The sequence below is a fragment of the Variovorax sp. dw_308 genome (genome assembly GCF_019207085.1).
Lineage (GTDB): Bacteria > Pseudomonadota > Gammaproteobacteria > Burkholderiales > Burkholderiaceae_C > Variovorax.
This window is the reverse complement of sequence record NZ_JAATOM010000010.1, coordinates 14,282-40,298: the sequence shown is the minus strand read 5'-3', so window position 1 is coordinate 40,298 and position 26,017 is coordinate 14,282. Positions and strand designations below refer to the sequence as shown.

The window sequence follows — 26,017 nt, the reverse complement described above, 5'->3', positions numbered from 1 at the left end:
ATGTGTCGCTCCCTTAGTCGAGGTTCTTGCCGATGATGCGCACGAGGAAGGCCGCCACGATGTTGGCCAGGATCACCGCGAACAGTGCACCCGCCGAAGCCACGCCCACGTCGAAGTTCATCAGCGACTGCTTGAAGATCATGTACGTCAGGTTCGTGCTCTCGTTGCCCGGCCCGCCGTTGGTGGTGATGGCGATCTCCGCGAACACGCTGAGCAAGAAGATCATCTCGATCATGATCACGACAGCCATCGGCCTGCCCAGATGCGGCACCGTGAGGTAGAAGAAGCGCTGGAAGGAATTGGCGCCGTCCATGCGCGCCGCTTCCATCTGCTCGCGGTCCAACGACTGCAGCGAGGTGATGAAAATCAGGCAGGCGAAGGGCAGCCATTGCCAGGCCACCATGATGATCACGGAGAACAGCGGCAGGTCGGTCAGCCAGTCGACCGGCTCGGCGCCAAAGGCGCGCCACACGTCTGCCAGTACGCCGTAGATCGGGTTCATCATCATGTGCTTCCACAGCAGCGCGTTGACCGTGGGCATGACGAAGAAGGGCGAGATCAGCAGCACGCGAACGATGCCACGCCCCGGAAACGGCTCGTTCACCAGCAGCGCCAGCAGCACGCCGAAGATCACGGTGATGACGATCACGCTGCCGATCAGCGTCATCGTGTTGGCCACCGCCGGCCAGAAGTCGGGGTCGGTGATGAAGTAGTGGAAGTTCTCGAGGCCGGCGAAGGGGCGGTCGCCGGGTTGCATGAGGTTGTACGTCACGAAGGAGAAGTACAAGGTCATCACGAGCGGCACGATCATCCACAGGAAGAGCGTGAGCACGGCTGGCGCCATCAGCGCCCGGGGCAGGAGTCTGTTCATTCTTGGTTCCTCTCTGGCGATGGACCCCCTCTCCCGCCGGCGGGAGAAGGTTGGGGTGAGAGCTCACCCTGGCCCTCTCCCCGCGGGGGAGAGGGAAGGAAGGCTTACTTGTAGTAGCCGCCCTTTTTCATCTCGCGCTCTGCCGTCGTCTGCGCGGTCTTCAGCGCCTGGTCCACCGTGACCTTGCCCGACAGCGCCGCGCTCATCTGCTGGCCCACGGCCACGCCGATCGCCTGGAACTCCGGAATCGCCGCGTACTGCACGCCCACGTACGGCGACTTGGGCAAGGTGCTGTCGTTCGGGTTGGCCGAATCGATCGCCTTCTTCTCGGCATCGGCGAACTTCGCGACCTTCTGGAACTCGGGGTTCGCATAGGTCGACTTGCGCGTGCCGGTGGGCACCGTATTCCAGCCGGTTTCCTTGGCGACGAGCTGGATGTATTCCTTGGATGTGGCCCACTTGATGAACTTCTGCGCGGCGTCATCCTTGGTGGAACTGGCCGGGATCGCCAGGTTCCACGACCACAGCCAGTTCGCGCCCTTGGGCGTGACGGCCACCGGGGCCTGCGCGTAGGCCACCTTGTCGGCGACCTTCGACTGCTTGGGGTCGGAGATGAAGGAGGCGGCGATGGTTGCATCCACCCACATCGCGCACTTGCCCTCGTTGAACAGCGCCAGGTTCTCGTTGAAGCTGTTGGCCGACGCGCCGGGCGGGCCGTTCTTCTTCATGATGTCGACGTAGAAGTTGATCGCGTCATGCCAAGGCTTGGTGTCGATCTGCGGCTGCCACTTCATGTCGAACCACTGGCCGCCGTTGGTATTGACCAAGGTCGTCAGGAAAGCCATGTTGTCGCCCCATCCCGGCTTGCCGCGCAGGCACATGCCGTAGACGCCGCCCTTCGGGTCGTTGGCTTTCTCGGCAAATTCCTTGACCTGCGCCCAGGTGGGTTGGTCGGGGATCTTGATGCCGGCCTTGTCGGCCAGGTCCTTGCGGTACATGAGCATCGAGCTTTCACCGTAGAAGGGTGCCGCGTAGAGCTTGCCTTCGTAGGAAAGGCCATTGCGGATCGCGGGCAGGATGTCGTCCACGTCGTAGGCGGCGTCGGTGGCGATCGGCTTGAGCCAGCCCTTCTTCGACCATATCGGCGCCTCGTACAGGCCGATGGTCATGACGTCGAACTGGCCGCCCTTGGTGGCGATGTCGGTGGTCACGCGCTGGCGTAGCGTGCCCTCTTCCAGCGTGACCCACTTGAGCTTGATGTCGGGATTGGCCTTCTCGAAGAAGGGCGTCAACTTCTGCATCTCGATCATGTGGCCGTTGTTGACGGTGGCGATGACGAGTTCGGTGGCAGCCTGGGCCATGCCGGCGCTGGCAAGCGCAACGACGAGGCCGGTCTGGATGAAACGCTTCATGGTGTGTCTCCTTTTGGGTTGGACGGCCCCTCACGGCCTGACCCGAATTCTGGAGACGCACTCATGCGTGCTTGGTACTTGATTTGCCGCCGCTGATACCCTGTTGCACTGATTGCCTAGTGCTATCCCTAATCGATGCAATACAGGATGTAACAAAATCCAGCAACCGGCTGTAAAAAAGGCCGCAATTGCGGCCTTTCGCGGGTTGCTTGCTATGCGTCAGACAACGATTTCCCCATGCACGTTGGGCTCGGTCGAGCCCGGCTGCACCCAGAAATAGATCAGCACGATGAATCCGATCAAGGGGATCAGCGCAATCAGTTGCAGCCATCCCGACTTGCCGACATCGTGCAGGCGGCGAGCACCGACGGCGATCGCAGGGAGCAACAAGGCCAGCCCGGCAATAGAGGAAATGACGTCGCCCAGGAACGAAGCCACGATGGCCACGATGACCTGGAAGAGGAAGAACCACCAAAACTCGGGGCGCTGCGCTCGCCCCTTGAAGTCCACGTACTTGCTGAGACAGACCTGAACCGCTTGCATGAAATTCATGAACAACTCCTCGGTGTTGGATCTCCCCTTGCCGGGCATCATATCGACGGGTTGGTGAATTTCGAAGGCAATTCAGCGCGGCCTCAGTCGCTCCATCAATCCCGCGGTGGAAGCGTCGAGACCGCTCGCATCACCCGATGCCAACCGCGGCTCGATGTCCTTTGCAAGGACCTTGCCAAGCTCCACACCCCACTGGTCGAAGCTGTTGATGCCCCACAGCGCGCCGCTGGTGAACACGCGGTGCTCGTACATCGCGAGAAAGGCGCCCAGCGCTTCCGGCGTGAGCTTTTCGAACACGAAGAAGGTGCTCGGGCGGTTGCCCGGGAAGTTCTTGTGGCCGCCCGCGTCGGCCTTGCCCTGCATCAGCGCCTGGGCCTGGGCCAGCGCATTGGCCAGCAGCTTGTCGTGGTGCCCTTCGAGGTCATGCGCGGCGTCGCGCACGGCCACGAACTCGAGTGGCGTGACATCGGTGCCCTGGTGCAGCATCTGGAAGTACGCATGCTGGCCGTTGGTGCCGGGCTCGCCCCACAACACCGGTGAAGTGCCATAGGGCAGCGGCTGCCCGCTCGCGTCGACCTGCTTGCCGTTGCTCTCCATCTCGAGCTGCTGCAGGTAGGCCGGCACGCGCTTCAAGGCGCTGTGATACGGCGCGATGCTGCGCGTGGTGAAGCGGTGGAAGTTGCGGTACCAGACGTCGAGCAGGCCGAGCCGCACCGGCAGGTTCCGCTCCAGCGGCGCGGTGCGGAAGTGCTCGTCCATCGCATGCGCTCCGGCCAGCAGGCGGCGGAAGCCGTCCGAGCCGATCGCCAGCGCAATCGGCAGGCCGATGGCCGACCACAGCGAATAGCGACCGCCCACCCAGTCCCAGAAGCCGAAGGTGGTGTCGATGCCGAAGGCCTTGGCCGCCTCGACGTTGGTGGTGAGTGCCGCGAAGTGCCGCGAGACGTCGAGCCGGCTGGACTGCTCGAACCAGCGCTTGGCCGAGATCGCGTTGGTCATCGTCTCGGCGGTGGTGAAGGTCTTCGACGCGATGAGGAACATCGTGTGTTCCGGCGCGAGGCCCCTGAGCACGCCAGCCAGTTCATGGCCATCGACGTTGGAGACGAAGTGGAAGTGCTTGCCCCGCGCCACGAACTCCTCCAGCGCCAGCACCGCCATTTGCGGCCCGAGGTCGGAGCCGCCGATGCCGATGTTGACCACGTCCGTGATCGTGTGGTCGGCACGCACCCGGTCGGCGAACTTCAGCATCGCGTCGAGCGTGGCGTGCACGTCGCGCAGCTTGTCGTCGGTGCTCGATGCGTCGGGCGGCGCGCGCAGCAGCGTGTGGAGCACGGCGCGGTCTTCGGTGTTGTTGATGTGCTCGCCGGCGAACATCGCGTCGCGGTGGGCCTCGAGGCCGCACTCGCGGGCCAGCGACATCAGCAGCGCCTCGGTCGGCGCGTCGATGAGGTTCTTGGACAGGTCGCCGAAGACATACGGAGCTTCCTGGCTCAGCGCGGCGAAGCGGCCGGCGTCGCTGGCGAAGGCCTGGCGCAGATCGAGGCTGCGGCCCTTCTCGTCGTAGTGCGCCCGCAGCTTGGCCCAGGACGGCGCCTTGTCGCACCGGGTCTTGTTGCTCATGCGGCCTCCATGAGCTTTTCGAGCTTGACCGCATCGGCGGCGAATGCGCGGATGCCCTCGGCCAGTTTCTCGGTGGCCATCGCGTCTTCGTTGAGCGCGTAACGGAAGCTCGCCTCGTCGTAGCTGCGCTTGGGCAGGTCGAGCGCCTGGGCCGCCTTGGCATCGAGCGCGTGCTTCAGCGGCGCCTCGCTCGCGGCCAGTTCGGCCAGCAGTTCGGGGCTGATGGTCAGCAGGTCGCAGCCCGCCAGCGCGGCGATCTGGCCGGTGTTGCGGAAGCTCGCGCCCATCACCTCGGTCTGGATGCCATTGCGCTTGTAGTAGTTGAAGATCTCGGTCACAGACTTCACGCCGGGGTCGTTGGCGCCGGCGTTGGCGGCTTCGTCCCACTTGGCGCCGGCCGACTTCTTGTACCAGTCGTAGATGCGGCCGACGAAGGGCGAGATCAGCTTCACGCCGGCCTCGCCGCAGGCCACCGCCTGCGCGAAGGAGAACAGCAGCGTCAGGTTGGTGTGGATGCCCTTCTGCTCCAGCGCCTTCGCGGCTTGGATGCCTTCCCAGGTCGAGGCCACCTTCACCAGCAGGCGCTTCCCGGTGTCGATGCCTTCGGCACGGTACATCGCGACGATGCGCTCGGCGCGCGCGATGGTGGCGGCGGTGTCGAAGGAGATGCGCGCATCGACCTCGGTGGACACGCGGCCCGGGATCAGCGTCAGGATCTCCGTGCCGAAGCGCACCAGCAGGCGGTCGATGACCTCGTCGATCGGCTTGCCGGCGTGCTTCTTGACCGCTTCGTCGAGCAGTGGCCGGTATTCCGGCTTCTGCACCGCCTTGAGGATCAACGACGGGTTGGTCGTCGCGTCCTGCGGCTTGCTGGCGCTGAGTTGCTTGAAATCACCGGAGTCGGCGACCACGGTGGTCCATTGGCGGAGGGCATCGAGTTGGTTCATCGGATCATTATGAAACCTCCGTATGCACTCGGCATGTACGTTCATGCCCGCGCCCTGCGCTTTCTGGGCCCATCGCGGCAACCGATCCGGCCCGCATGCCGACAAGGGCTGTGGTCCATCGCTGACGGCCCTTCTGGCGCAGGAGCGCAACATGGCAGCTTCGACTTCCGAGGAGCCACCCATGTCCTACCGTTCCGCGCGCCGCCGGGCATCCCCGCCCGCAACCTTCGATGACCAGTACACCAGTTCATCCATCGGCACGCTGGCTGCCGCGTTCTGCGTGGGCGGCGCCCTGACCCTGTACGCGTTCAACCAAGCGCGCAATGCGCGGATCGGCGCACCGGCGGGGCCCGCCGACGGCGCGCCGCTGATGCGTGCGCCGTTGCAGGTGGTCGCCCCGGTGGACCTGATCCGCTACGCCGGCCTCTGGCATGAGCAGGCCCGCCTGCCCAACCGTTTCGAGAAGGATTGCGACGGCCCGGTCACTGCGGAATATTCGCTGCGCGACGATGGCACCGTCGAGGTTCGCAATCGCTGCGAAATGGCCGATGGCACGGTCGACGAAGCGATCGGCACCGCGCGTGTCGTGCCGGTCGCCGGACAGCCCGGCGCCGGGCGTCTTGAAGTGCGCTTCGCTCCCGAATGGCTGTCGTGGCTGCCGATGGTCTGGGGCGACTACTGGATCCTCAAGCTCGACCGCGACTACCGGGTCGCGCTGGTCGGCACGCCGAACCGGGACTTCCTCTGGGTGCTGTCGCGCGTGCCGCAACTGGATTCGGCAACGATCGAGGCCGAACTCGAATACGCCCGCACGCTCGGCTTCGACGTGGACAAGGTGGTGCGGACCGGGCGCGCGCTGCCTGCGCTGGAGACCACGCCGGCTTGACGCTGCGGGCCAGCCCCGGATGCGGTAACGGGGTCGTTGATTAACATGTCAAAACAGTTGTTGTAGCGTGCTGCCGGCGCGGGGATGCTCGCGTCATGAACAGCACCGCTTCCCCAACCGCCTCCACGCTCTCGGCCGGCCCCTTGGCCGGCGTTCGCATCCTCGACATGGCCACGGTCATCGCCGCGCCGTTCTCCGCCACGCTGTGCGCGGACCTCGGCGCCGACGTCTTGAAGCTGGAACTGCCCGATGGCAGCGACGCGCTGCGAGGCCTTGCGCCCGTGAAGGACGAGCACGCCCTGCACTGGAAGGTGACCAACCGAGGCAAGCGCGGCATCTCGCTCGACGTGCGCAAGCCTCGGGGTCGCGAATTGTTCCTGCGCCTGCTGCCGCGCTTCGATGTGCTGGTCGAGAACTTCCGTACCGGCACGCTGGACCGCTGGGGTCTGGACATGGAAACGCTGCACGCGGCGAACCCGCGGCTCACCGTGCTGCGCCTCACCGGCTTCGGGCAAACGGGACCCTGCGCCGGGCGGCCAGGCTTCGCGCGGATCTTCGAGGCGATGAGCGGCTTTGCGCATCTCACGGGCGAGCCCGATGGCAGCCCGCAGCACATGAACTACCCGGTCGGCGATGCGGTCGCGGGGCTGTTCGGCGCCTTCGCGATCGCGTCTGCCATGGTCGAGATGCGGCAGCACCCCGAGCGGGCCGGGCGCGAGATCGACCTGTCCGCGACCGAGGCCCTGATGCGCGTGCTGGAGACGCTGGCGGTCGAGTTCGAGCAGCTCGGCCAGGTGCGGCAGCGCGCGGGTTCGCGGGCCACGTACACGGCGCCGTCCAACATGTACAAGTCTGCGGACGGCATCTGGGTGACGGTGGTGGGTTCCTCCGACGTCATCTTCCGCCGCATCTGCGAGGCCATGGACCGCCCCGAACTACCGGCTGATCCGCGCTTCGCCACCAACCCGGCGCGCGTCCGGAACCTCGACGAGATCGACGGACTGGTCGCGGCCTGGTGCGGCACGCAGAGCTTCGAAGTGCTCTCGGCCGCCCTGCAGCGGCACGAGGTGCCGTTCAGCAAGGTCTACGGCATCGACGACGTGCTGGCCGACCCGCACTTCCAGGCGCGAGGCGCCATCATCCGGCTGCCGGACGAACAACTGGGCAGCGTGCCGGCGCCGTGCATCGTGCCGCGCTTCTCGGGCTTTGCGGGCGAGCCGCCACGGACGGGGCCGGCGGTAGGCCAACACAACCACGCGGTGTTCGCCGAACTGGGAGTGAGCGAAATCGAGTTGCGCGCGCTGGAGGCCGAAGGCGTCATTTGAATCTTCGTCGTGTCGCGCGCGAGCCGCGCTGCAGGCCGCTGCAACACGCACTTGTTTAATCTGACGAAACAAGCACTCGACCCTTGCGCGCATCTCCCTAGACTGCGCCCACCCCACGCGCTTACGCCGTGGCAACAACAGGAGACAACCAGTGATACGTGACCCCCAAGGCTTCGAGACCTTCCTCGCCGGCCTGCGCCGCTTTTGCCGCGAACGCCTGATGCCGCGCGAAGCCGAGGTGGCCCGCAACGACGAAGTGCCGGTCGACCTGGTGGCCGCGATGGCCGCGCAGGGCCTGTTCGGCTTCTCGATTCCCGAGGCCTACGGCGGCGCGGGCATGACGACCGAGGAGCTGGTGCGCGCGGCGATGGAACTGTCGCAGTGCTCGGTGGCGTTTCGCGCACGCGTGGGCACCAACACCGGCATCGGCTCCGAGGCCCTGGTGGTCGACGGCAACGAGGAACAGAAGCGGCGCTACCTGCCAGCCATGGCCTCGGGCGAACTCACCGGCTGCTTCGCCCTTACCGAGCCTGGGGCCGGCTCGGATGCGGTGGCGCTGCAGACCACCGCCGTGCGCGACGGCGACGACTACGTCCTCAACGGCACCAAGTGCTTCATCACCAACGCGCCCATCGCCGGGCTCTTCACCGTGATGGCGCGCACGGACAAGTCGAAGCCCGGCGCCTCCGGCGTGACGGCCTTCCTGGTCGAGCGCGCCACGCCGGGACTGAGCACCGGCGCGCCCTACGCCAAGATGGGACAGGCCGGCTCGCCAGTGTCGGAGGTGCACTTCGACAACTGCCGCGTGCCCGCCAGCCAGCGCATCGGCGCCGAGGGCGAGGGGTTCAAGGTCGCGATGCGGGTGCTCAACAAGCAGCGCATCCACCTCGCGGCGCTGTGCATCGGGCCGGCCATCCGCATGCTCGACGACGCGGTCGCGCACACCGCCAACCGCGAGCAGTTCGGCCAGCCCGTGGGCGCCTTCCAGCTGGTGCAGGCGCTGGTGGCGGACTGCCAGACCGAGATCCACGCCGCGCGCGCGCTGGTGCTGGAGACCGCCCGCAAGCGCGACCAGGGACTGGACGTGACGATGGAGGCCTCGATCTGCAAGTACTTCGCCTCGGAGATGTGCGGCCGCGTGGCCGACCGCTGCGTGCAGATGCTGGGCGGCTATGGCTTCATCGCCGACAACAGCATCGAACGCTTCTACCGCGATGTGCGCCTGTTCCGCCTGTACGAGGGGACCAGCCAGATCCATCAACTCAACATCGCGCGGCGCACGTACGCCGCCGCCGGTCATGAAATCAGGTAACCCCCCGAAACGCCCAGAGCGCCCCGGGCGGCCACCGGAGCCTTGCTCGCCCTGGCTTCGTGGGGCACTGGCCATGCGTCGGATCCACCCGCAAAGCAACCTGAATAGACAAGCATCCTGAACAGAAAGAGACAAGCCAAATGCAACGCAGAAGCCTCATCGCCGCCGCCATCGGCGCAACATTCCTCGCATCCTCCGGCCTAGCGCTGGCGCAAGACGCCTACCCCAGCAAGCCGATCAAGATCATCGTCGGCTTTGCGCCGGGCGGCTCGGCCGACATGGCGGCGCGGCTGATGGCCGAGAAGCTCGGCGCCGAACTCAAGCAGCCCATCATCGTGGACAACCGCGCCGGCGCGGCCGGCAACATCGGCGCCGAAGCCGTGGCGCGCGCCGCGCCTGACGGCTACACCTTGCTCCTGGCCGCGGCGGCGCAGATCGTCATCAACCCGGCGCTCTACCGGAAGATGACCTTCGACCCCGTCAAGGACCTGGCGCCGATCTCGCTGGTGCAGAACGAGCACAACCTGATGGTGGTCACGCCCACCATCGGCGTGAAGAACCTCGCCGAATTCATCGCCTATGCCAAGGCCAACCCCGACAAGGTGACCTTCGCGTCGCCCGGCAACGGCTCGCCCGCTCACCTGGCCGGCGAGCTGATGAACCAGATGGCCGGCCTGAAGATGGTGCACGTACCTTACAAGGGCACCGCCCCAGCCATCACGGACCTGCTGGGCGGCAACGTGACGATGGCGATCGACAACATGCCGCCCTACCTGCCTCAGGTGAAGGCCGGCAAGCTGCGCGCGCTGGCCGTGGCAAGCGAGCGCCGCGCCACCGCTGCGCCCGACATTCCGACCGTCTCGGAGGCCGGCCTGCCCGGCTACGTCGTGACGGCCTGGAAGGGCCTGATGGCACCCGCGGGCACGCCGCGCCCCATCATCGACAAGCTGCATGCTGCGGTGGCGAAGGTGCTGGCCATGCCCGACGTGCAGAAACGCATGATCGACATGGGCGCCGAGCCCGCCGGCAACACGCCCGAGCAGTTCGCCCAGTTCATCCAGGCCGAGACGAAGAAGTGGGGCGCGCTGGTCAAGTCCACCGGCACCGTCCTGGAATGACGCCGGGCGCCAATCCCTTTGCGCTGACCGGGCGCATGGTCGAGCTGCGCGATCGGGTGCGCGACTTCGTCGAGCGCGAGTGCATCCCACGCGAAAGCCCCGCGCTCGCGCACGATGTCAACGCGCTGGACGAAGTGATGCGCACGCTGCGCCCCCTGGCCCGAAACGCCGGCATCTACGCGCCGCAGTTGCCGGCGGAGCTGGGCGGCCTCGGCCTCTCCTGGCGCGAGCGTGCCGTGATGCTGGAGGAAGCGGGCCGCAGCTTCCTGGCGCCGGGTGCGATGAACTGCGCGCCGCCCGACCAGCCCAACATGATCAACCTGGTCCAGCACGGCACGCCGGCGCAGAAGGCCAGGTACCTCGCATCGCTGATCCGCGGCGACATTCGCTCCTGCTTCGCCATGACCGAGCCGGCACCCGGCGCGGGTTCCGACCCGTCGATGTTGCGCACGACTGCGCGGCGGCGCGCGGGCGGCGGCTGGGTCATCGATGGCCACAAGTGGTTCATCAGCGGCGCGGTGGGGGCGGCCTTTGCCATCGTGCTGGCCCAGACCGACGAAGGCGCCACCACCTTCATCGTGGACACCGACAACCCCGGCTACCGGTTGGTGCGCAACATCCCGGGCCTGGGCGGCTTCCAGATCGGCGGGCATGGGGAAATCCGGCTCGACAACTGCGAAGTCGGCGACGACGCGGTGCTGGGCGAGGTGGGCCAGGGCCTGGTCTATGCGCAGCAGCGCCTGGAGCCTGCCCGCCTGTCCCACTGCATGCGCTTCATCGGCCGCGCCTCGCGCGCCATGAGCATCGCGCAGGACTACGTCAACGCGCGCAGCTCCTTCGGCGAGCGCTTGGCCGACCAGCAGCAGGTCCAGGCGATGGTGGCCGATTCGCACATCGACCTGCATGCCTGCCGCCTCATGACGTGGCACACGGCCGCCCTCATGGACGCGGGCGAATCGGTCAAGCATGAATCGGCGATGACCAAGGTCTTCGTGTCCGAGGCCGTGTTTCGCGTGGCCGACCGCGCCGCCCAGATGATGGGTGCGCTGGGCATGTCGGAAGACACGCCGGTGGCGCTGATCTTCAACGAACTGCGGCCGTTCCGCATCTACGACGGCGCCACCGAAGTGCACCGCGCCACACTGGCGCGTCGCATCCTCAAGGGCAACCTGCGCGCCTGAACGCCCCACCTGAAACCAACCCCATGCAACACTTCAAAGCCCTTCGCCTGCTGGCCGGCGACACCGCGCCGGTGCGCCAGATCTGCGAACTCACGCCGGCCGACCTGAGCCCCGGTGATGTCCTCATCGAGGTCGCGTACTCCAGCATCAACTACAAGGACGCGCTGGCCTCCAAGGGGCTCAACGCCATCATCCGCAGCTGGCCGCGGATCGGCGGCATCGACCTGACAGGGACGGTGCTGGAGTCCGCCGACGCACGCTGGCAGCGCGGCGACGAGGTGGTGGTGCATGGCTTCGGCATCGGCGTCGACCACGACGGCGGGCATGCGCAGATGGCGCGCGTGTCGGGCGACTGGGTCATGCGCATTCCGCAGGGCTTCAGCCTGTTCGATGCAGCCGTGCTGGGCGCGGCCGGCTACACCGCGGGCTACTCGCTGCACCTGATGGAACTCAACGGACTGGCGCCCGGACAGGGCCCGGTGCTGGTCACCGGCGCCACTGGCGGCGTGGCCAGCGTGGCGATCGACATGCTCTCGCAGCGCGGCTACAGCGTGACGGCGATGAGCGGCAAGCCCGAGGCCGTGCCTTATCTGCAGTCGCTGGGCGCGAGCGAGGTCATCGGCCGCATCGACGCGCAGGCAAGACCCAAGCCGCTGGAGAAGGGCCAGTGGGCCGGTGCGGTGGATTCGGTTGGCGGCGACACCCTCGCATGGTTGACGCGGACCGCCCTGCCCGGCGGCGTGATCGCGGCCTTCGGCAATGCCGGCGGCGCGGAACTGAACACCACCGTGCTGCCCTTCATCCTGCGCGGCGTGAGCCTCCTGGGCATCAACGCCAACTCCCCGATGCCGCTGCGCGAGATGGTGTGGAAGAAGATGGCGAACGAATACCGGCCCGCGCAACTCGCGCAGATTGCCAATGTGATCGGGTTGGAAGAATTGCCGGAGTGGCTGGATCGGACGCTGGAAGGGAAGGTGCGGGGGCGGACTGTGATTGATATGCGGCGTTAGGCAGGTGCCGGCATCCGCGGCACGCCGCCGCGATCCGATGTCGTCGCGGGCTACTGCGTGGCAAGGCTCTTCGTACCAGGCATTGCGGGCACTCTTTGTGGCTTTTCGCGCGTGTCCGCGGCACATGCAAACCTCGTCGCCGACGAAGCGCCAAAGGTCGCCTCCGGTCCGGACCCTCAGCGCCTGTCGACAGGCTCCAGCGTCCAAAGATATTCACTGTTCTCGTAGAAATGCATGTACCAGCTCCGATTACCCGGCACGATGGTGGTCAGGTAGTTTTCATGGTCATAGCACGGCACCAGGCACTGCCCGCTGCCGCCGGTTGCCCATCCGAACTCATATGCGCTCTGGATGCCGACACGATCACCGAAAAGGACAGGGCCCGGCTTCTCCTTCACGAGCATCCAGGTCTGGCGCGTGTTGTTGTCGCCTTCCATGTAGTCGTTGAAATAGTAGGCGTCGGTGGAGTCCTTCCATGCGCCCAGCACGTTGTAGGCGCCGAGCCCGCTCTCGGCGGCCACCAGCCTCATCTTCGCGCCGCGGATCGCCTGGACGCTACCCGCGTACGGGCGATCCTCGGCGTTCTCGAAATAGAACTCGGTGCGCTTCGCGGCGGGAGCCGAATTGCTCAGAATCGGAAAGAACTCGCTGATGTTCGGATCGGCGGAAACTGTCGAGAACGGCACGACGTAGTGTTCCGCAAATCCAGCGACGTACCGGCCCTTGTGATCCTTCAGCCAGAAGCGATCGTGATACGCGAGCGGTTCGCCGTTCGTGTGTGATTTCAGGAAGCGGACCGCCTTCTCGTCGCGCCGTGCGGTCTTCAAGCAAGGCACGGCGTCGAACGTGGGTGCCTTCGCGGTACGGCTGCCGAAATCCGGGATGTGCTTCTCCAGGCCGCGCCATTTGAGGATCGTCGCGATGAGCGACGTGTGATCGTAGGGCACATCTGTTGTCGATCTGAACACGGTGCCCTTCTCTATCCATGGCGACACCAGGATGGCAGGTACGCGACCGCCATACCGGCGAAAGTCGAAATTCGATTCCCGCTTGACGGGCGAAGGCCCGTCGCCCCAGGGCGGTATCGCCGCGGGCGGCGGCACGTGGTCGAACGCGCCGACGGGCTCGTCGAACGTCATGACAAACAGGGTCTTTTCCCAAGCCGCCCGGTTCGCGATCAGGCTGGCGTAGATGTCCTTGACCAGATTCTCCGCGGCATCGAGATTGCCGGGCGGGTGGTAGTCCCGGCCCTGATGGAAGAGCACGCTCTGGATGCCCAGCGTCGAGCCGAAGCCACCGCCGGTGCCGGCGTGGGCGATCGTCCATTCGGGTTGCAGATAGGAGAAGTGCGGCAGTTTTCCGGCGCGCGCCAGCGTGTGGAAGTCGTCGAGTTTCGCGAAATGGGTGTCCGCATTTGCGACGCGAAGCATCTCCGGGAAAAGGCGGTGGGTGTAGTCGGACACCACGTCCGGAGAGCTCAACTCCTTGAGGTATTGCGCGTGGTTCGCGCTGATGGCCCCGACGATCAATTGCCCGAGCGCAAGCAGGGGTGCCCGCGCCGCAAGCCCGATCCCCGCCGCGACACTGCCGCCCGTGGCGACCTGGATAGCGTTGTAGATGTTGCTCGGCAGATAGCCGCTCTGGTAGAACACCTTCCACGTCGAATTGGCCTCCTCCAGCGCATTGAAGATCGTCTTCGACTCGAAGCGGTCGTCGCCGATGAGGTATCCGAAGGCGCTCTCGATGGCGGCCGCGCGCGAATCCTTCTCCAGGAAGCCGTTGTTGACCAGGCCCATCGAGGTCCCGCACATCGCAAAAGCGCGGTTGGGGTTCGTCTGCGATGGCACCGACGAGAACCACAGGTCCGAGACGGCGTAGTGCTCCGCCAATCCATTGATGACAGGCAACTGATCCGGCGTGAAGCTCTGCATCACCTGTGAGGCGTATCGCCCGACAACTTCTTCCGGAAAGGCAAGGTGCCGCAGCACGTTCGTGTAGTCGCGCACATAGCCTTTCATGCTGGCCTTGCGCGAGCGCGTCCACGCCATGAGCACGAGGTCCTCGTTAGCGCTGGCCTGGAGCTCGCCCACCGGAATGGAGAAGGTATTCGCCAGCCACGCGATCACAGTGTTGCGGTGATCGTCGTCGGTTTGCGACTTGAGCCACGGCACGTCGCGGATCTTCGCGTCTCGCAGGAACACGACGATGGCCAGTTTGCCGGCCAGGTCGCTGGCCGGCGGACCATTCAGGGGCCGGCTGTCGGGGAAGGCCGAGAAGTAGGCATGGCTCTGGCTGCTGTTGCCGGCCATCGCGCCACTCAGCGCCTCGTGCACTTGCGCGGACGACATGCCTTTCACGGCGTCGTGGGTGCGCCATCCGCCTGCCGCCAGAACGCCGCCGGGCGTCATCTGGATGGGCGGCGCGAAGGTCATCTCGAACGGCCATTCGTACAACTGCGTGGCGACCTGCGCGAAGTTCTCGCCTGGAGCGATGTTGGGGACGTTGAGCCCCTGCGCGCCACGGGTCGGCTTGACCTTGATCCGCCCGGTCGCATCGACGTTCTCGAATGCGCCCAGATCGAGTCCTTGCAGGCCTTCGTAGGCGCGCAGTCCCTGCCGAAGCGGCGGCACGTGCCGGGCCGGGTGGCCTTGTTCGTAGAGCCAGCCAAGCAGACTGTCGAACGATCGGTTCTCCATCATCAGCAGCACGACGTGTTCGATCTGCTGCATTGGCCGGCCCAATGTGCCTGCGACGCCGGTGGCCACGATGCGGGTCACGCGCTCGTCGGCGTAATTCGCGACCCACATGCAGGTTCCGTCGAAGACCATGACGGCGGGGCTGGGCAGGCCGTCGATCGTCTCCACGACCGCGCCGGAGGCGGCATCCAGCTTTGTGAGGACGCCTCGGGCCTGGTCGGCGGCCCATATGCAGGCGCCGTCAAAGGCGATTTCCTGCGGACTATTGCCGGCAGGGCATTCCCAGACGACCGCGCCGGTGTCGACAGCGAGCTTGGTCACGATGGCCCGGCCCGTTCCCGAGACCCAGACGTGGGTACCGTCGCAGACCAGACCGCCCGACGACTCGGCGACCCGATAGGTGCCGACCTCGGCACCCGTGGCCGCCATGAGCTTGGTCACGCTCTCGCCGTATTGGTTGGCGACCCAGATGTGCGTCCCGTCGAACGCCAAAGCCGAGGGCCGCTCGCCGGTGGGATAAGTGCCGACCAGTTCGCCGGAGTGCGTGAGCAGCTTCGACACGCTGTGGCGACGGTAGTTCGCCGTCCAAACATTGGTTCCGTCGGCGGTGATCGTGGACGGTTGATCGTCGGAGGCCAAGGCATAGTTGCCGACCACCTCGCCGGTCTCGATCGACAACTTGACCGCGCCACCGTTCGACAGAACGACGATGTGGGTACCGTCGAAGGCCAGCCCCGCCGGTGCGACGACAGGATAGGTGCCGATAACCTCGGCCGTGGCGGCCCGTATCCGCATCACGTTGTTGCTACCCCAGTTGGCCACCCAGACGCAGGCGCCGTCGAAAGCCAGGGCACTCGGATTGGCTCCGACCCGGATCGTGATCTTTTCCGTCATCTCGATTCCCCTCTGGTTGCGCAGGAAGGTGTGCAACATCGACGTGGCCCGCTGCTCCTTGGCAGGGGCCCACGTCGATGGGGCGGGACCGGGAGGCGATGCTCTCGGAGGGAGGTGTGGCCAAGCATATTGGCACGGGAGGTTCGCTCTTGTCCATTGCAAGTTGCGTGCGGCGCGATGCACTTGCCTTCAGTGATCCACCCGAGGAATCAGCCTGTGCCATACGCTTGCACCAGCGTTCATGCGACCTGCCGGCTACCTTCGTTTTCGCACTTGCGCGCGCCGCGCTCGCAGCGATGATCCATAGAGCGGTCGCGACTTCGCGCCACACGTTTCATTGCTGGGCGCCGGCGACGCGACGACCGCCATATTGCAGGCACGCCTTCTTCGTGACGCGATTGCCCTCAAACGGTGGCACTGGTCGCGGGATCGACCAGCCTGTTCATCATTGGCGCCATCACGCACCTACCAACCGTTGAGTCGACGATGTCGACGGACCTCTTCGGGCCCGGAGTTGCCGGTCGTCCTTGACCGAATGCCGCGTCGTTCGCGCGGATCGCCAGTCAACGGTGCGCTCCCATCGAACCGACCTTGCGAAGGAATACATGCGAATTTCCGCCCGATGCGGGGGCCGGTCATGCAGCGGGTGCTTGCAGCCTCGCGAAGGGCCCATCAGCGGGTTGGCTTCGCACGCCTCTGGGGCTTTCTGCGGCAGCCTGCCGATGGCTTGGACCGCGGCGGGGTCCTACCAGCCTATGACCGAGCACGCACTACCGACACCCCATGCGCTCCCAGCGTCAGCGTCGTCTCAGCCCCCTCAACCAGCCTCCGCCCCAGCTCAGTCGACACCACGAACACCGGCCCCAGCGCCGTGTCGAACCCATACTCGTAGTACCCACCCAGATACGCTGCCTTGCGCAAGGTAGCCGGCAGCCCGCCCGGCTCGCCGATCACCCACGCCTCCGGCCGTACCGCCACCTTCACCGCACCCGGCGCCACCACATGCCGTGGCGTCAGCCACAGCGGACCAAGCGCCACCCGCCCATCCGCCAGCGCCATCGCGGGAAACACCGACGCCTCCCCCATGAACCCCGCGACGAACTCGCTCTCCGGCCGGCTGTAGAGCTGCTCCGGCGTACCGGTCTGCGCGATGACGCCGTGGTCCATCACGATGATCTGGTCGCTGACCGCGAGCGCTTCGCTCTGGTCGTGCGTGACGTAAGCCACCGTGAGTTTCAGCCGCTGCTGCAGGCCACGGATCTCCTCCCGCATCTCGCGACGCAGCCGCGCGTCGAGGTTCGACAGCGGCTCGTCGAACAGCAGCACCGCCGGCTCCAGCACCAGGGCGCGCGCCAGTGCCACGCGTTGCTGCTGGCCGCCCGACAGTTCGCTCGGCAGGCGCTCATCGAAGTCCACCAGGCCCACGCCCTTGAGCGTCTCGCGGGCGCGGCGCGCGATCTCGCCCTTCTTCACGCCGCTCATCTTCAGCCCGTAGCCCACGTTCTCGATCACGTTCATGTGCGGGAAAAGCGCGTAGCTCTGGAACATCATGCTCACATTGCGCTCGGCCGGCCCGAGCGTGGTGACGTCGCGCCCGCCCATGAGGATCGCGCCCGAGGTCGGCGACTCCAGCCCCGCGATCATGCGCAGCGTGGTCGTCTTGCCGCAGCCCGAAGGCCCGAGGATGGTGGTCAGCGTGCCGACCGGCACCTCGAAGCTGATGCCCTTCACCGCCAGCGGCGCCGACGGGTCGGTTCCATAGCGCTTGGTCACGTTGCGGAATTCGATGCCGTTGCTCATGAGGACAAGACTCCAAAATCGGATTCGGACAGCCGAACGCGGAAGTCCCAAAGGTTTCGCAAAGGTCGCAAAAGGAATTCAAAAACTTGGCTGTTCTTTTGCGACTTCTGCGAAACCTTTGCGACTTCCGCGTTCTCCTGCCCGTATTGCATTCCTACTGCGCCACCACAGGCGCAACCACAGCCCTGCGCCGCCCCAGCTTGCGCTCACCGACCAGCCACTGGATCAACGCGATCGCCGCCGACATCAGCACGATCAAGACCGTGCAGTAGGCCAGCGCCACGCCATAGTCGCCATTGCCGACGCGGCCGATGATGTAGGTGGTGGCCAGTTCGTTCTCGGCCGTCACCAGGAAGATCACTGCGCTCACGGTGGTCATCGCGCGCACGAAGCTGTAGACCAGCGCAGCCACCAGCGCCGGCTTCAGCAGCGGCAGCACGACGCGGAACAGCGTCTGCGAGGTCGAGGCCCGCAGCATCAGCGAGGCCTCGTCGAGCGAGCGATCGAGTTGCTTGAACGCCGCCGTGCCGGCCCGCACGCCCACCGGCAAGTTACGAAACATGAAGCACAGCACGATGATCAGCCCGGTGCCCGTCAGCTCGAACGGCGGCACGTTGAAGGCCAGGATGTAGCTCACGCCCAGCACCGTGCCCGGAATCGCAAAGGCCAGCAGCGCGCCGAACTCGAACACGCCCTGCCCCCTGAACTCGTTGCGCGCCAGCAGCCACGCGATCAGCAGGCCCAGCGCGGCCGTCACGGGCGCTGAGATGCCCGCCAGCTTCAAGGTGGTCAGCAGCGAGTTCCACGCCGTGCCCGCCCACACCAGCCCGAACTGGCCCCACTCCAATGCGAACGCGGTCTTGAAGTGCGCGAGGGTCAGGCTGTAGTCGCGCCCCCAGGTCTGCACGAAGCCGCCGGCGAAGGCGAAGAGATACACCACCAGAGTGAACACGATCCACGGGAACGCGATCGCGTAGACCGTGCGGCGCACGCCGTCCGGCAACGCCATCGCGATGCCCGCATCGCCCTTGCCGCTGACCGTCGTGTAGTTCTTCTTGCCCAGCACGCCGCGCTGCAATGCGAACACGCCGAGCGCGAAGATCGTCAGCACCCACGCGAGCGATGCGGCGCGCCCCTGGTCGTATTGCGCGCCGACGATGGCAAAGAAGATGTCCGTCGACAGCACCGAGAACTGGCCGCCCACCACCACCGGGTTGCCGAAGTCCGCGATGCTCTCGATGAACCCGACCAGGAAGGCATTCGCCAGCCCCGGCTTCATCAACGGCAGCGTGATCGTGAAGAAGGTCTGGCGCCGGTCCGCGTGTAGCATCTGCGCCGCCTCTTCCATGCTCGGCGCGATGCCTTGGACCACGCCGCGCATGATCATGAAAGCGATCGGCGTGAAGGCGAACAACTGCGCCACCAGCACGCCAAGCATGCCGTAGAACCAGCGCGTGGGCTCGATGCCGAAGTAGGTTTCGAGCACCTGGTTGACCACGCCCGCGCGGCCGAACAACAGGATCAGCCCCAGCCCGACGACGAAGGGCGGCGTGATGATCGGCAGCAACGCCAGCACGCGCAGCGGCGCCTGCCATCGCTTGCCGCCGCGCTCCGCCATCAGCGCCATCAGCGTGCCCAGCAAGGTGGTGCCGGTGGCGGTGAGCAAGGCCAGCACCAGCGTGTTCCACGCGACACCGCAGCGCACGCCGCCCGCCACGCAACCCAGGCCCCAGATCCGCTCGGTGAAGACACGCGCTGCGAACGCGGCAAGCGACCACTTGCCGTCCTCGTCGAAGAACGCGCCTGCCAGCGCCTTGCTCACCGGGTACGCGATGAACAGCGCCATCGTCACGCCGCAGCCGATCACCGCGCCCGCGACGAACAGGTCACCCCTGAAGAAGCCCAGCCGCGCGAGCCCGAAGGCGAAGAGCAGCACCAGCGCCGCCAGCGCGATGAAGCCACCGGCCCCGATGCCGAACTGGTTGACCGACAATTCGCCGAACGCGCTGTTGAGCGCGGTGACGCTCCATCCACGCGCGCCGATGGTGAAGCCCGACACCGCCAGCCCGACCGCTCCGATCAGCCCGCCCGCCAGCAACCACCGCCCTTGCGCGCGCCCCGGCGCCGACATTGCGCCGACACCGCAAAGCGCCAGCCCGAGCACGCCCACCAGCAACCAGCCGCGCCCCTGCAGCAACGCCTGCAACACGCCATTGGCCGCATCGCCCTCGCTGAAGATGCGCGGCCAGGCCTCATACCAACTGGTGTCCTGGATCGCGTACCAGGGCAGCAGCAGATAGCCGACGAGGCCGGCCGCCACGCAGGAGGCGATGGCGGCGTTGGGCTTGCGTGTCACCTCGGCAACGAGTTGACTTCCTTCTCCCACCGCCCGATCAGCCGCCGACGCTCATCGCTCTTTCCGTACTTCGCATAGTCGTAGTTGATCATCTTGATCTTCTTGAAGTCCGGTACGTTGGCGTCCACCGGCGTGGCTTTGTTCGACGGCAACTGGTACTGCTTGGCATTCGCGCCGAAGGTCTGTGCCTGCGGCGTCAATGCCCATTCATAGAACTTCTTCGCCTCGGCCAGGTTGCGCGCCCCCTTGACGATGCTCATCGAGCCGATCTCCGCTCCGGTGCCCTCCGACGGCGTCACCGTCTCGACCGGGAAGCCCGCCATCCTTTCCTGCGGCGCATCGTGCACGAAGCTGATCGACACCGCCGTCTCGCCGCGCGCCACCGCCTTGATCGGCCCGACGCCCGTGCGCGTGTACTGGCCCACGTTCCTGTGCAGCCCCTTGAGATAGTCGAAGGCCTTCTCCTCGCCCATCAGTTGCACCAGCGTGGCGATCATCGTGTAGGCCGTGCCGCTCGATGCGGGGTTGGCCACCTGGATGTCGCCCTTGTATTCGGGCTTCAGCAGGTCGGCCCAGCTCTTTGGAATGTCGAGCTTCTTTTTCTTCAGCAGCTCCGTGTTGTAGCCGAAGCCCAGCGGCCCCGAATAGATGCCCACGGTCTTGTAGCCCGACTGCTGCGCCTGCTCCTGTGCCCAGGGATAGAGCTGCGTCAGCGAGGGCGACTTGTATTCCAGCGTCAGGCCCAGTTCAGCCGCCTGCAGGTGCGGGTCGCCCGTGCCGCCGAACCACACGTCGGTCTTCGGGTTCTCCTTCTCGGCCATGAGCTGCGCCAGCGCCTCGCCCGAGCCCTTGAGCGCCAGGTTGATCTTGACGCCCGTGGTGCGCGCATAGACGGTCGCGATCATGTTGCACCAGTCGGCCTGCACCGAGCAGATCACGTTGACCTGCTGCGCCGAAGCCATCGACGACATGCCCAGAATCAAGGCCGAGAAGAGGATCTTTTTCATATGATGAATAACATTAAAAGAGAAGGGCCTCCCTTGGCGACAAACCAGCTTAGTGGCGCGTGAACGTATCGGTCATCCGTACAACTACCATTAAAGTCGGGCTCTCAAGTCGATGTGGCTTGCCATCTCGACTTGCTCGGAAGTCGGCTTCCCCACCTCACGGAAAACCACATGAGTTTCGATCTCGTTCTGTTCGGCGGCACCGGTGACCTGGCATGGCGCAAGCTGATGCCGGCGTTGTTCCAGGCCTTCCGCCACGGCAGCCTCCCCGCCAATGGCCGCATCATCGGCGTCGCGCGCGACGACCTCTCGGACGACCAATACCGCGAACTGATCCAGTCGCGCTTCAAGGCGGTCGAAGGCGCCAAGCGCCCCACCGAAGATGAGTTCAAGGCCTTCGCCTCGATGCTCTACTACCTGCGGCTCGACCTGTCCAAGCCGGCCGACTATGCCCGCCTGGCCGACATGCTCAACACGCGCAATGCCGACAACGTCATCATGTATGTCGCAACGGCACCGGCACTTTTCACGCAGACCGTCGAGCAGATCGCGGTGGCCGGCCTCAACGGGCCGAAGACGCGCGTGGTGCTCGAGAAACCGCTCGGCCACGACCTCGCCTCCAACCGCGCCATCAACGAAGCGGTCGGCAAGGTGCTGAAGGAGAACCAGGTCTTCCGCATCGACCATTACCTCGGCAAGCCCTCGGTGCAGAACCTGTTCGCGCTGCGCTTCGGCAATGCGCTGTTCGAACCGATGTGGCGCCGCGAACATATCGCCAACATCCAGATCACCATCGCCGAAGACCTCGGCGTCGAAAAGCGTGGCGCCTTCTACGACCAGACCGGTGCCTTGCGCGACATGGTGCAGAACCATGCGCTGCAACTGGTCTGCGCCATCGGCATGGAGCCGCCGATCAACGCGCATGCCGATGCCATCCGCGACGAGAAGCTGAAGGTGCTGCGCTCGCTGAAACGCTGGACGCCCGATTCGCTGGGCCTGCATGCCGTCCGTGGCCAATACACCGCAGGCACCGCGTATGGCGAGCGCGTGCAGGGCTACAAGGAAGAGCCAGGCGTCGACCCCGAGAGCCGCACCGAGACCTTCGTGGCGCTGCGCACCGAGATCGAGAACTGGCGCTGGGCCGGCGTGCCCATCTACATCCGCACCGGCAAGCGCCTCGCCTCACGCGACGCGCGCATCGAGATCAATTTCCGCCCCGCGCCGCATGCGATCTTCCGCACGCCGGCCGGCATCGCGAACAAGCTGGTGATCAACCTGCAGCCGAAGGATGGGCTGGAACTTCACCTGTTGGCGCAAGCGCAGGACCAGCGCGTGAACACCAAGGCCGGCGTGCGCGGCGGCATGCTGCCGCTGGCACCGGTGCAACTCGACCTCGACTTCGACAAGCGCTTCGGCACCGAGCGCGTGGGCGCCTACGAGCGCCTGCTGCTCGACGTGATCGACGGCCGCCTCAACCTGTTCGTGCGCAGCGACGAGCAGGAAGCCGCCTGGCACTGGGTCGAGCCCCTGATCGACAGCTGGGGCATCGACGGCGGGCCGCGGCCTTACGCAGCGGGCACCTGGGGTCCGAGTGCGTCGAGCGCGATGATTGCGCGGGACGGGTTTGCCTGGGGCGAGGAGCAGTAGCTCTGGGTGCGGGGGGTCGGAGCCGGGATCGGACAGCCGTACGCGGAGGACGCGAAGATTACGCGAAGGACGCGAAAGAAGACCCAAGAAAAATCAAACCCGGATTCTTCTTTTCAACTTCTTATTTTTGAATTCTTTCGCGTCCTTCGCGGAACCTTCGCGTCCTTCGCGTAAGGCCAAGTCCGCATTCAAAGGGCCTTGGAACCAGCCCTCCTCCTGCGTCCATCCCGTACCCTCAAATCCGCACCGGGCACGGCCTCAAATCCGCCCCTCCTCCACCGCATGGCAAGCCACCTGGATCCCCTCGAAGGTCTGCAGCTTCGGCCGTTCCGCCGAGCAGCGCGTATTCGCATGCGGGCAACGCGGATGGAAGGCGCAGCCGGTCGGCGGTGACAGCGGATTCGGCACCTCGCCCTGCACCGGCGTGCGCGCGCGGCCGGTGGCGTGCATCTGCGGGATCGCGTCGAGCAGCATGCGCGTGTACGGATGGCGCGGCGTCGCGAACAGGGTGCGCTTGTCGGCCACCTCGACCAGCCGGCCCAGGTACATCACGCCCACCTGGTCGCTCACATGGCGCACCACCGCCAGGTTGTGCGAGATGAAGAGGTAGGTCAGCCCACGCTCGCGCTGCAGGTCCTTCATGATGTTGAGCACCTGGGCCTGAACGCTCACGTCCAGCGCGGAGGTCGGCTCGTCGCACACCAGGAACTCAGGCGCCGTGGCCAGCGCCCGCGCGATCGAGATGCGCTGGCGCTGCCCGCCCGAGAACTGGTGCGGGTACTTCACCATGTCGTGCGGGCTCAGTCCCACCGATTGCAGCAACTCGCCCACGCGGTCGCGCAGCGCGCCCTTCTCCGTCACCAGGCCATGTTCCAGCAACGGCTCGCCGACGATGCCCTCGACTTTCCAGCGCGGGTTCAGGCTCGCATACGGGTCCTGGAAGATCATCTGGATGTGCTGGCGCAAGGCCCGGCCCTGCGGCGACGCAAAGGTCTCGTGCACGTCCTTGCCCGCGAAGTGCACGTGCCCCCGGCTCGGCTTGTAGAGCCCCACCAGCACGCGCGCCACGGTGCTCTTGCCGCAGCCGGATTCGCCGACCAGGGCCAGCGTCTGTCCGCGCGGAATGCTGAAACTGACGCCATCGACGGCATGCAGCAGCAGCCTCGGCTGGCGTTCGATCACGCGGTTGAGCCAGGGCGCGGACACATCGAAGGTCCGCGCAATGTCGTGTGCGACGACCAGCGGCTTGTTCTCGGGCGGCACGGCCAGGTCGATGTGCTCGACAACGGTGGAAGTCATCGCACGACCTCGGTGAAATGCATTGCGGGGCCTGCCGGCGCGGCGGTCATTGGATAACCTCCGCGCTGCGCACCGCCGTGCGAGCGCCTTCGGAGCGGCCGGGCGGCACTCATGCGACCACCCCCGCGCCCTGTGTCGCGTCATGCAGCCAGCAGGCCGCCCGCGTCGCACCGGCCTCGATGAGATCCGGCCGCTCGCGCGTGCAACGCTCGAAGGCACGCCGGCAGCGCGGGTTGTAGGCGCAACCGACGGGAATGGCGTTCAGCCGAGGCATCGCGCCGTCGATCTGGTTCAGCCGCTCGCGCTCGATCGCCATGTCCGGAATCGCCGCCATCAGCCCGCTCGTATAGGGATGCGCCGGCGCGTGGATCACCTCGTGCACCGGCCCGATCTCCGCGACGCGCCCCGCATACAGCACCGCCACGCGGTCGCAGGTCTCCGCGATCACGCCCATGTCGTGCGTGATCAGCATCACGGCGGCGCCGCGCTCATGGCAGAGCCGCTTGAGCAGCGTGATGATCTGCGCCTGGATCGACACGTCGAGCGCCGTGGTCGGCTCGTCCGCCACGATCAGCATAGGCTCGGCCGCGAGCGCCAGCGCGATCACCACGCGCTGCCGCATGCCGCCCGAGAACTGGTGCGGATAGTGGTCGATGCGTTGCGCGGCGCCGGGAATGCCGGTGTCCTCGAGCAGCCCGATGGCGCGCTTGCGCGCCTCCGCCTCGGTCACGGGCAGGTGCGTGCGAATGGTCTCGGTGAGCTGCCGCCCGATCGTGTAGAGCGGGTTCAGCGAGGTCAGCGGGTCCTGGAAGATCGCGCCGATGCGCCGGCCGCGGATGTGCCGCATCTTCGAATGGTCGAGGTTGTCGATGCGCTCGCCTTGCAGCAGGACCTGTCCGCCGGCGATGCGCCCCGGCGGCTCCAGCAGCCCGATGATCGCCGCACCGGTGAGCGACTTGCCCGCGCCCGATTCACCGACCACGCCCAGGATCTCCCCGGGCGCGATCGAAAAGGAAATGTCGTCGAGCGCCCGCAGCGTGCCGCGCCGGCCCGGGAACTCGACCACCAGGTTCTGCACCTGCAACAACGGATGCGATGCCTTCATCATCCCAACCTCGGATTCAGTGCATCGCGCAGCCAGTCGCCCAGCAGGTTCACGCTCAGCGCAATCAAGACCAGCATCACGCCGGGAAACACGACGCCCCACCATTCGCCGCTGAACAGGAACTGGTTGCCGTTGCTGATCAGCGTGCCCAGCGAAGGCGAGGTGGGTGGCACGCCCACGCCCAGGAAGGACAGCGTGGCCTCGGTGATGATCGCGGTCGCGACCTGCACGGTCGCGATCACGAACACCGGCCCCAGCACGTTGGGCAGCACGTGCTTGCGCATGATGCGCAGCGACGACACGCCGGTGACGCGTGCCGCCTGCACGTATTCCTTGTTTCGTTCCACCAGCGTGGAGCCGCGCACCGTGCGCGCGTAGTCGACCCATTTCGTCAGCGAGATCGCCAGGATCAACACGCCGAAGGCCACCGAGTTGGGCGCGTTCGGAAACAACGCCCGCCCCACTCCTGCGATCAGCAGCGCCACCAGGATGGCAGGGAAGGACAGCACTACATCGCAAAGTCGCATCAGGAACGAATCGAGCCAGCCACCGCGAAAGCCCGCCAGCAACCCCAGCGTCACACCGATAAGCATCGACAGCAGCACCGAGACAAAGCCCACCACCAGCGACACCCGCGAGCCATACATCAAGGCCGACAGGATGTCGCGGCCCTGCTCGTCGGTGCCCAGCAGGTACTTGGTCGTGCCCTCTTCCATCCACACTGGCGGCCGGCGCGCATCGCCGAGTTCGAGCGTCGCCAGGTCGTAGGGATCATGCGGCGCCACCCATCCCGCGAATACCGCGCAGAAGACGCAGACGAACGCGACCACCGCAGCGGCGATCGCCATCGGCGAATGCCGGAAGCTGTAGCCCACATCGCCGTCGAGCCAGCGGAACAATATTTTTTTCATCGTTGGTATCAACCACTCGCCGCAAGGATCACGCCCGGTTGACGCGACGCGCTCCCATTCCAGGGACA

Annotated in this window: 19 protein-coding genes; 7 read left to right on the top strand and 12 right to left on the bottom strand. The window is 66.0% G+C overall.

Annotation, left to right across the window (positions count from 1 at the left end; genetic code table 11):
• Positions 1-13: 13 nt before the first annotated feature.
• The 5 genes from HCU76_RS19730 to tal all read right to left on the bottom strand — a co-directional run bounded on the left by HCU76_RS19730 (position 14) and on the right by tal (position 5,402).
• The gene (locus HCU76_RS19730) at positions 14-871 is read right to left on the bottom strand and encodes a carbohydrate ABC transporter permease (protein WP_213953088.1); all 858 of its coding nucleotides are present in this window, start codon (positions 869-871) and stop codon (positions 14-16) included.
• 104 nt (positions 872-975) lie between these two features.
• The gene (locus HCU76_RS19725) at positions 976-2,283 is read right to left on the bottom strand and encodes a sugar ABC transporter substrate-binding protein (protein ID WP_218510421.1); all 1,308 of its coding nucleotides are present in this window, start codon (positions 2,281-2,283) and stop codon (positions 976-978) included.
• 219 nt (positions 2,284-2,502) lie between these two features.
• The gene (locus HCU76_RS19720; protein ID WP_213953086.1) at positions 2,503-2,835 is read right to left on the bottom strand and encodes a DUF805 domain-containing protein; all 333 of its coding nucleotides are present in this window, start codon (positions 2,833-2,835) and stop codon (positions 2,503-2,505) included.
• Between the two features lie 72 nt (positions 2,836-2,907).
• Positions 2,908-4,455 (bottom strand): glucose-6-phosphate isomerase, encoded by a 1,548-nt coding sequence (gene pgi / locus HCU76_RS19715; protein WP_218510420.1) that lies wholly within the window; start codon positions 4,453-4,455, stop codon positions 2,908-2,910.
• A complete protein-coding gene (gene tal, locus HCU76_RS19710; protein ID WP_218510419.1) occupies positions 4,452-5,402 on the bottom strand; it encodes a transaldolase in 951 nt (316 codons plus the stop codon). The genes pgi and tal overlap by 4 nt, the downstream gene beginning before the upstream one ends.
• Before the next feature lie 181 nt (positions 5,403-5,583).
• Here tal and HCU76_RS19705 point away from each other — a divergent pair, with 181 nt between their 5' ends.
• From HCU76_RS19705 to HCU76_RS19680, 6 genes are all read left to right on the top strand, one after another.
• On the top strand, positions 5,584-6,288 hold the full coding sequence (locus HCU76_RS19705) for a lipocalin family protein (protein ID WP_213953083.1): 705 nt from the start codon (positions 5,584-5,586) through the stop codon (positions 6,286-6,288).
• 95 nt (positions 6,289-6,383) lie between these two features.
• Complete coding sequence (locus tag HCU76_RS19700) at positions 6,384-7,613, top strand: CaiB/BaiF CoA-transferase family protein (protein ID WP_218510418.1); 1,230 nt, start codon at positions 6,384-6,386, stop codon at positions 7,611-7,613.
• Positions 7,614-7,764: 151 nt separating this feature from the next.
• The gene (locus tag HCU76_RS19695; protein ID WP_218510417.1) at positions 7,765-8,925 is read left to right on the top strand and encodes an acyl-CoA dehydrogenase family protein; all 1,161 of its coding nucleotides are present in this window, start codon (positions 7,765-7,767) and stop codon (positions 8,923-8,925) included.
• Between the two features lie 140 nt (positions 8,926-9,065).
• A complete protein-coding gene (locus HCU76_RS19690; RefSeq protein WP_218510416.1) occupies positions 9,066-10,043 on the top strand; it encodes a tripartite tricarboxylate transporter substrate binding protein in 978 nt (325 codons plus the stop codon).
• Positions 10,040-11,224 (top strand): acyl-CoA dehydrogenase family protein, encoded by a 1,185-nt coding sequence (locus HCU76_RS19685; RefSeq protein ID WP_218510415.1) that lies wholly within the window; start codon positions 10,040-10,042, stop codon positions 11,222-11,224. The genes HCU76_RS19690 and HCU76_RS19685 overlap by 4 nt, the downstream gene beginning before the upstream one ends.
• Positions 11,225-11,247: 23 nt before the next feature.
• Positions 11,248-12,234, top strand: coding sequence for an oxidoreductase (locus HCU76_RS19680; protein ID WP_218510414.1), 987 nt, complete (start codon positions 11,248-11,250; stop codon positions 12,232-12,234).
• A 176-nt stretch (positions 12,235-12,410) separates the two neighbouring features.
• Here the strand turns inward: HCU76_RS19680 and HCU76_RS19675 are convergent, their stop codons facing one another.
• The 4 genes from HCU76_RS19675 to HCU76_RS19660 form a co-directional block, all read right to left on the bottom strand.
• Positions 12,411-15,860, bottom strand: coding sequence for a bifunctional YncE family protein/alkaline phosphatase family protein (locus HCU76_RS19675; RefSeq protein ID WP_218510413.1), 3,450 nt, complete (start codon positions 15,858-15,860; stop codon positions 12,411-12,413).
• A 717-nt stretch (positions 15,861-16,577) separates the two neighbouring features.
• Positions 16,578-17,624 (bottom strand): ABC transporter ATP-binding protein, encoded by a 1,047-nt coding sequence (locus HCU76_RS19670; RefSeq protein ID WP_218510412.1) that lies wholly within the window; start codon positions 17,622-17,624, stop codon positions 16,578-16,580.
• A gap of 154 nt (positions 17,625-17,778) precedes the next feature.
• The gene (locus tag HCU76_RS19665; protein ID WP_371319861.1) at positions 17,779-19,980 is read right to left on the bottom strand and encodes an ABC transporter permease; all 2,202 of its coding nucleotides are present in this window, start codon (positions 19,978-19,980) and stop codon (positions 17,779-17,781) included.
• Positions 19,977-20,987, bottom strand: coding sequence for an ABC transporter substrate-binding protein (locus tag HCU76_RS19660; protein ID WP_213953074.1), 1,011 nt, complete (start codon positions 20,985-20,987; stop codon positions 19,977-19,979). Before HCU76_RS19660 ends, HCU76_RS19665 begins: the two co-directional genes overlap by 4 nt.
• Positions 20,988-21,158: 171 nt before the next feature.
• Here HCU76_RS19660 and zwf point away from each other — a divergent pair, with 171 nt between their 5' ends.
• Positions 21,159-22,634, top strand: a complete 1,476-nt coding sequence (gene zwf, locus HCU76_RS19655) for a glucose-6-phosphate dehydrogenase (protein WP_213953073.1) — start codon at positions 21,159-21,161, stop codon at positions 22,632-22,634.
• Between the two features lie 258 nt (positions 22,635-22,892).
• Here zwf and HCU76_RS19650 read toward each other — a convergent pair whose 3' ends face one another.
• The 3 genes from HCU76_RS19650 to HCU76_RS19640 form a co-directional block, all read right to left on the bottom strand.
• On the bottom strand, positions 22,893-23,933 hold the full coding sequence (locus tag HCU76_RS19650; RefSeq protein WP_218510410.1) for an ABC transporter ATP-binding protein: 1,041 nt from the start codon (positions 23,931-23,933) through the stop codon (positions 22,893-22,895).
• Between the two features lie 109 nt (positions 23,934-24,042).
• The gene (locus tag HCU76_RS19645; RefSeq protein ID WP_256354303.1) at positions 24,043-25,041 is read right to left on the bottom strand and encodes an ABC transporter ATP-binding protein; all 999 of its coding nucleotides are present in this window, start codon (positions 25,039-25,041) and stop codon (positions 24,043-24,045) included.
• Entirely contained in the window at positions 25,038-25,949 is a 912-nt protein-coding gene (locus HCU76_RS19640; RefSeq protein WP_213953071.1) for an ABC transporter permease, read from the bottom strand. The genes HCU76_RS19645 and HCU76_RS19640 overlap by 4 nt, the downstream gene beginning before the upstream one ends.
• Between the last annotated feature and the right edge of the window lie 68 nt (positions 25,950-26,017).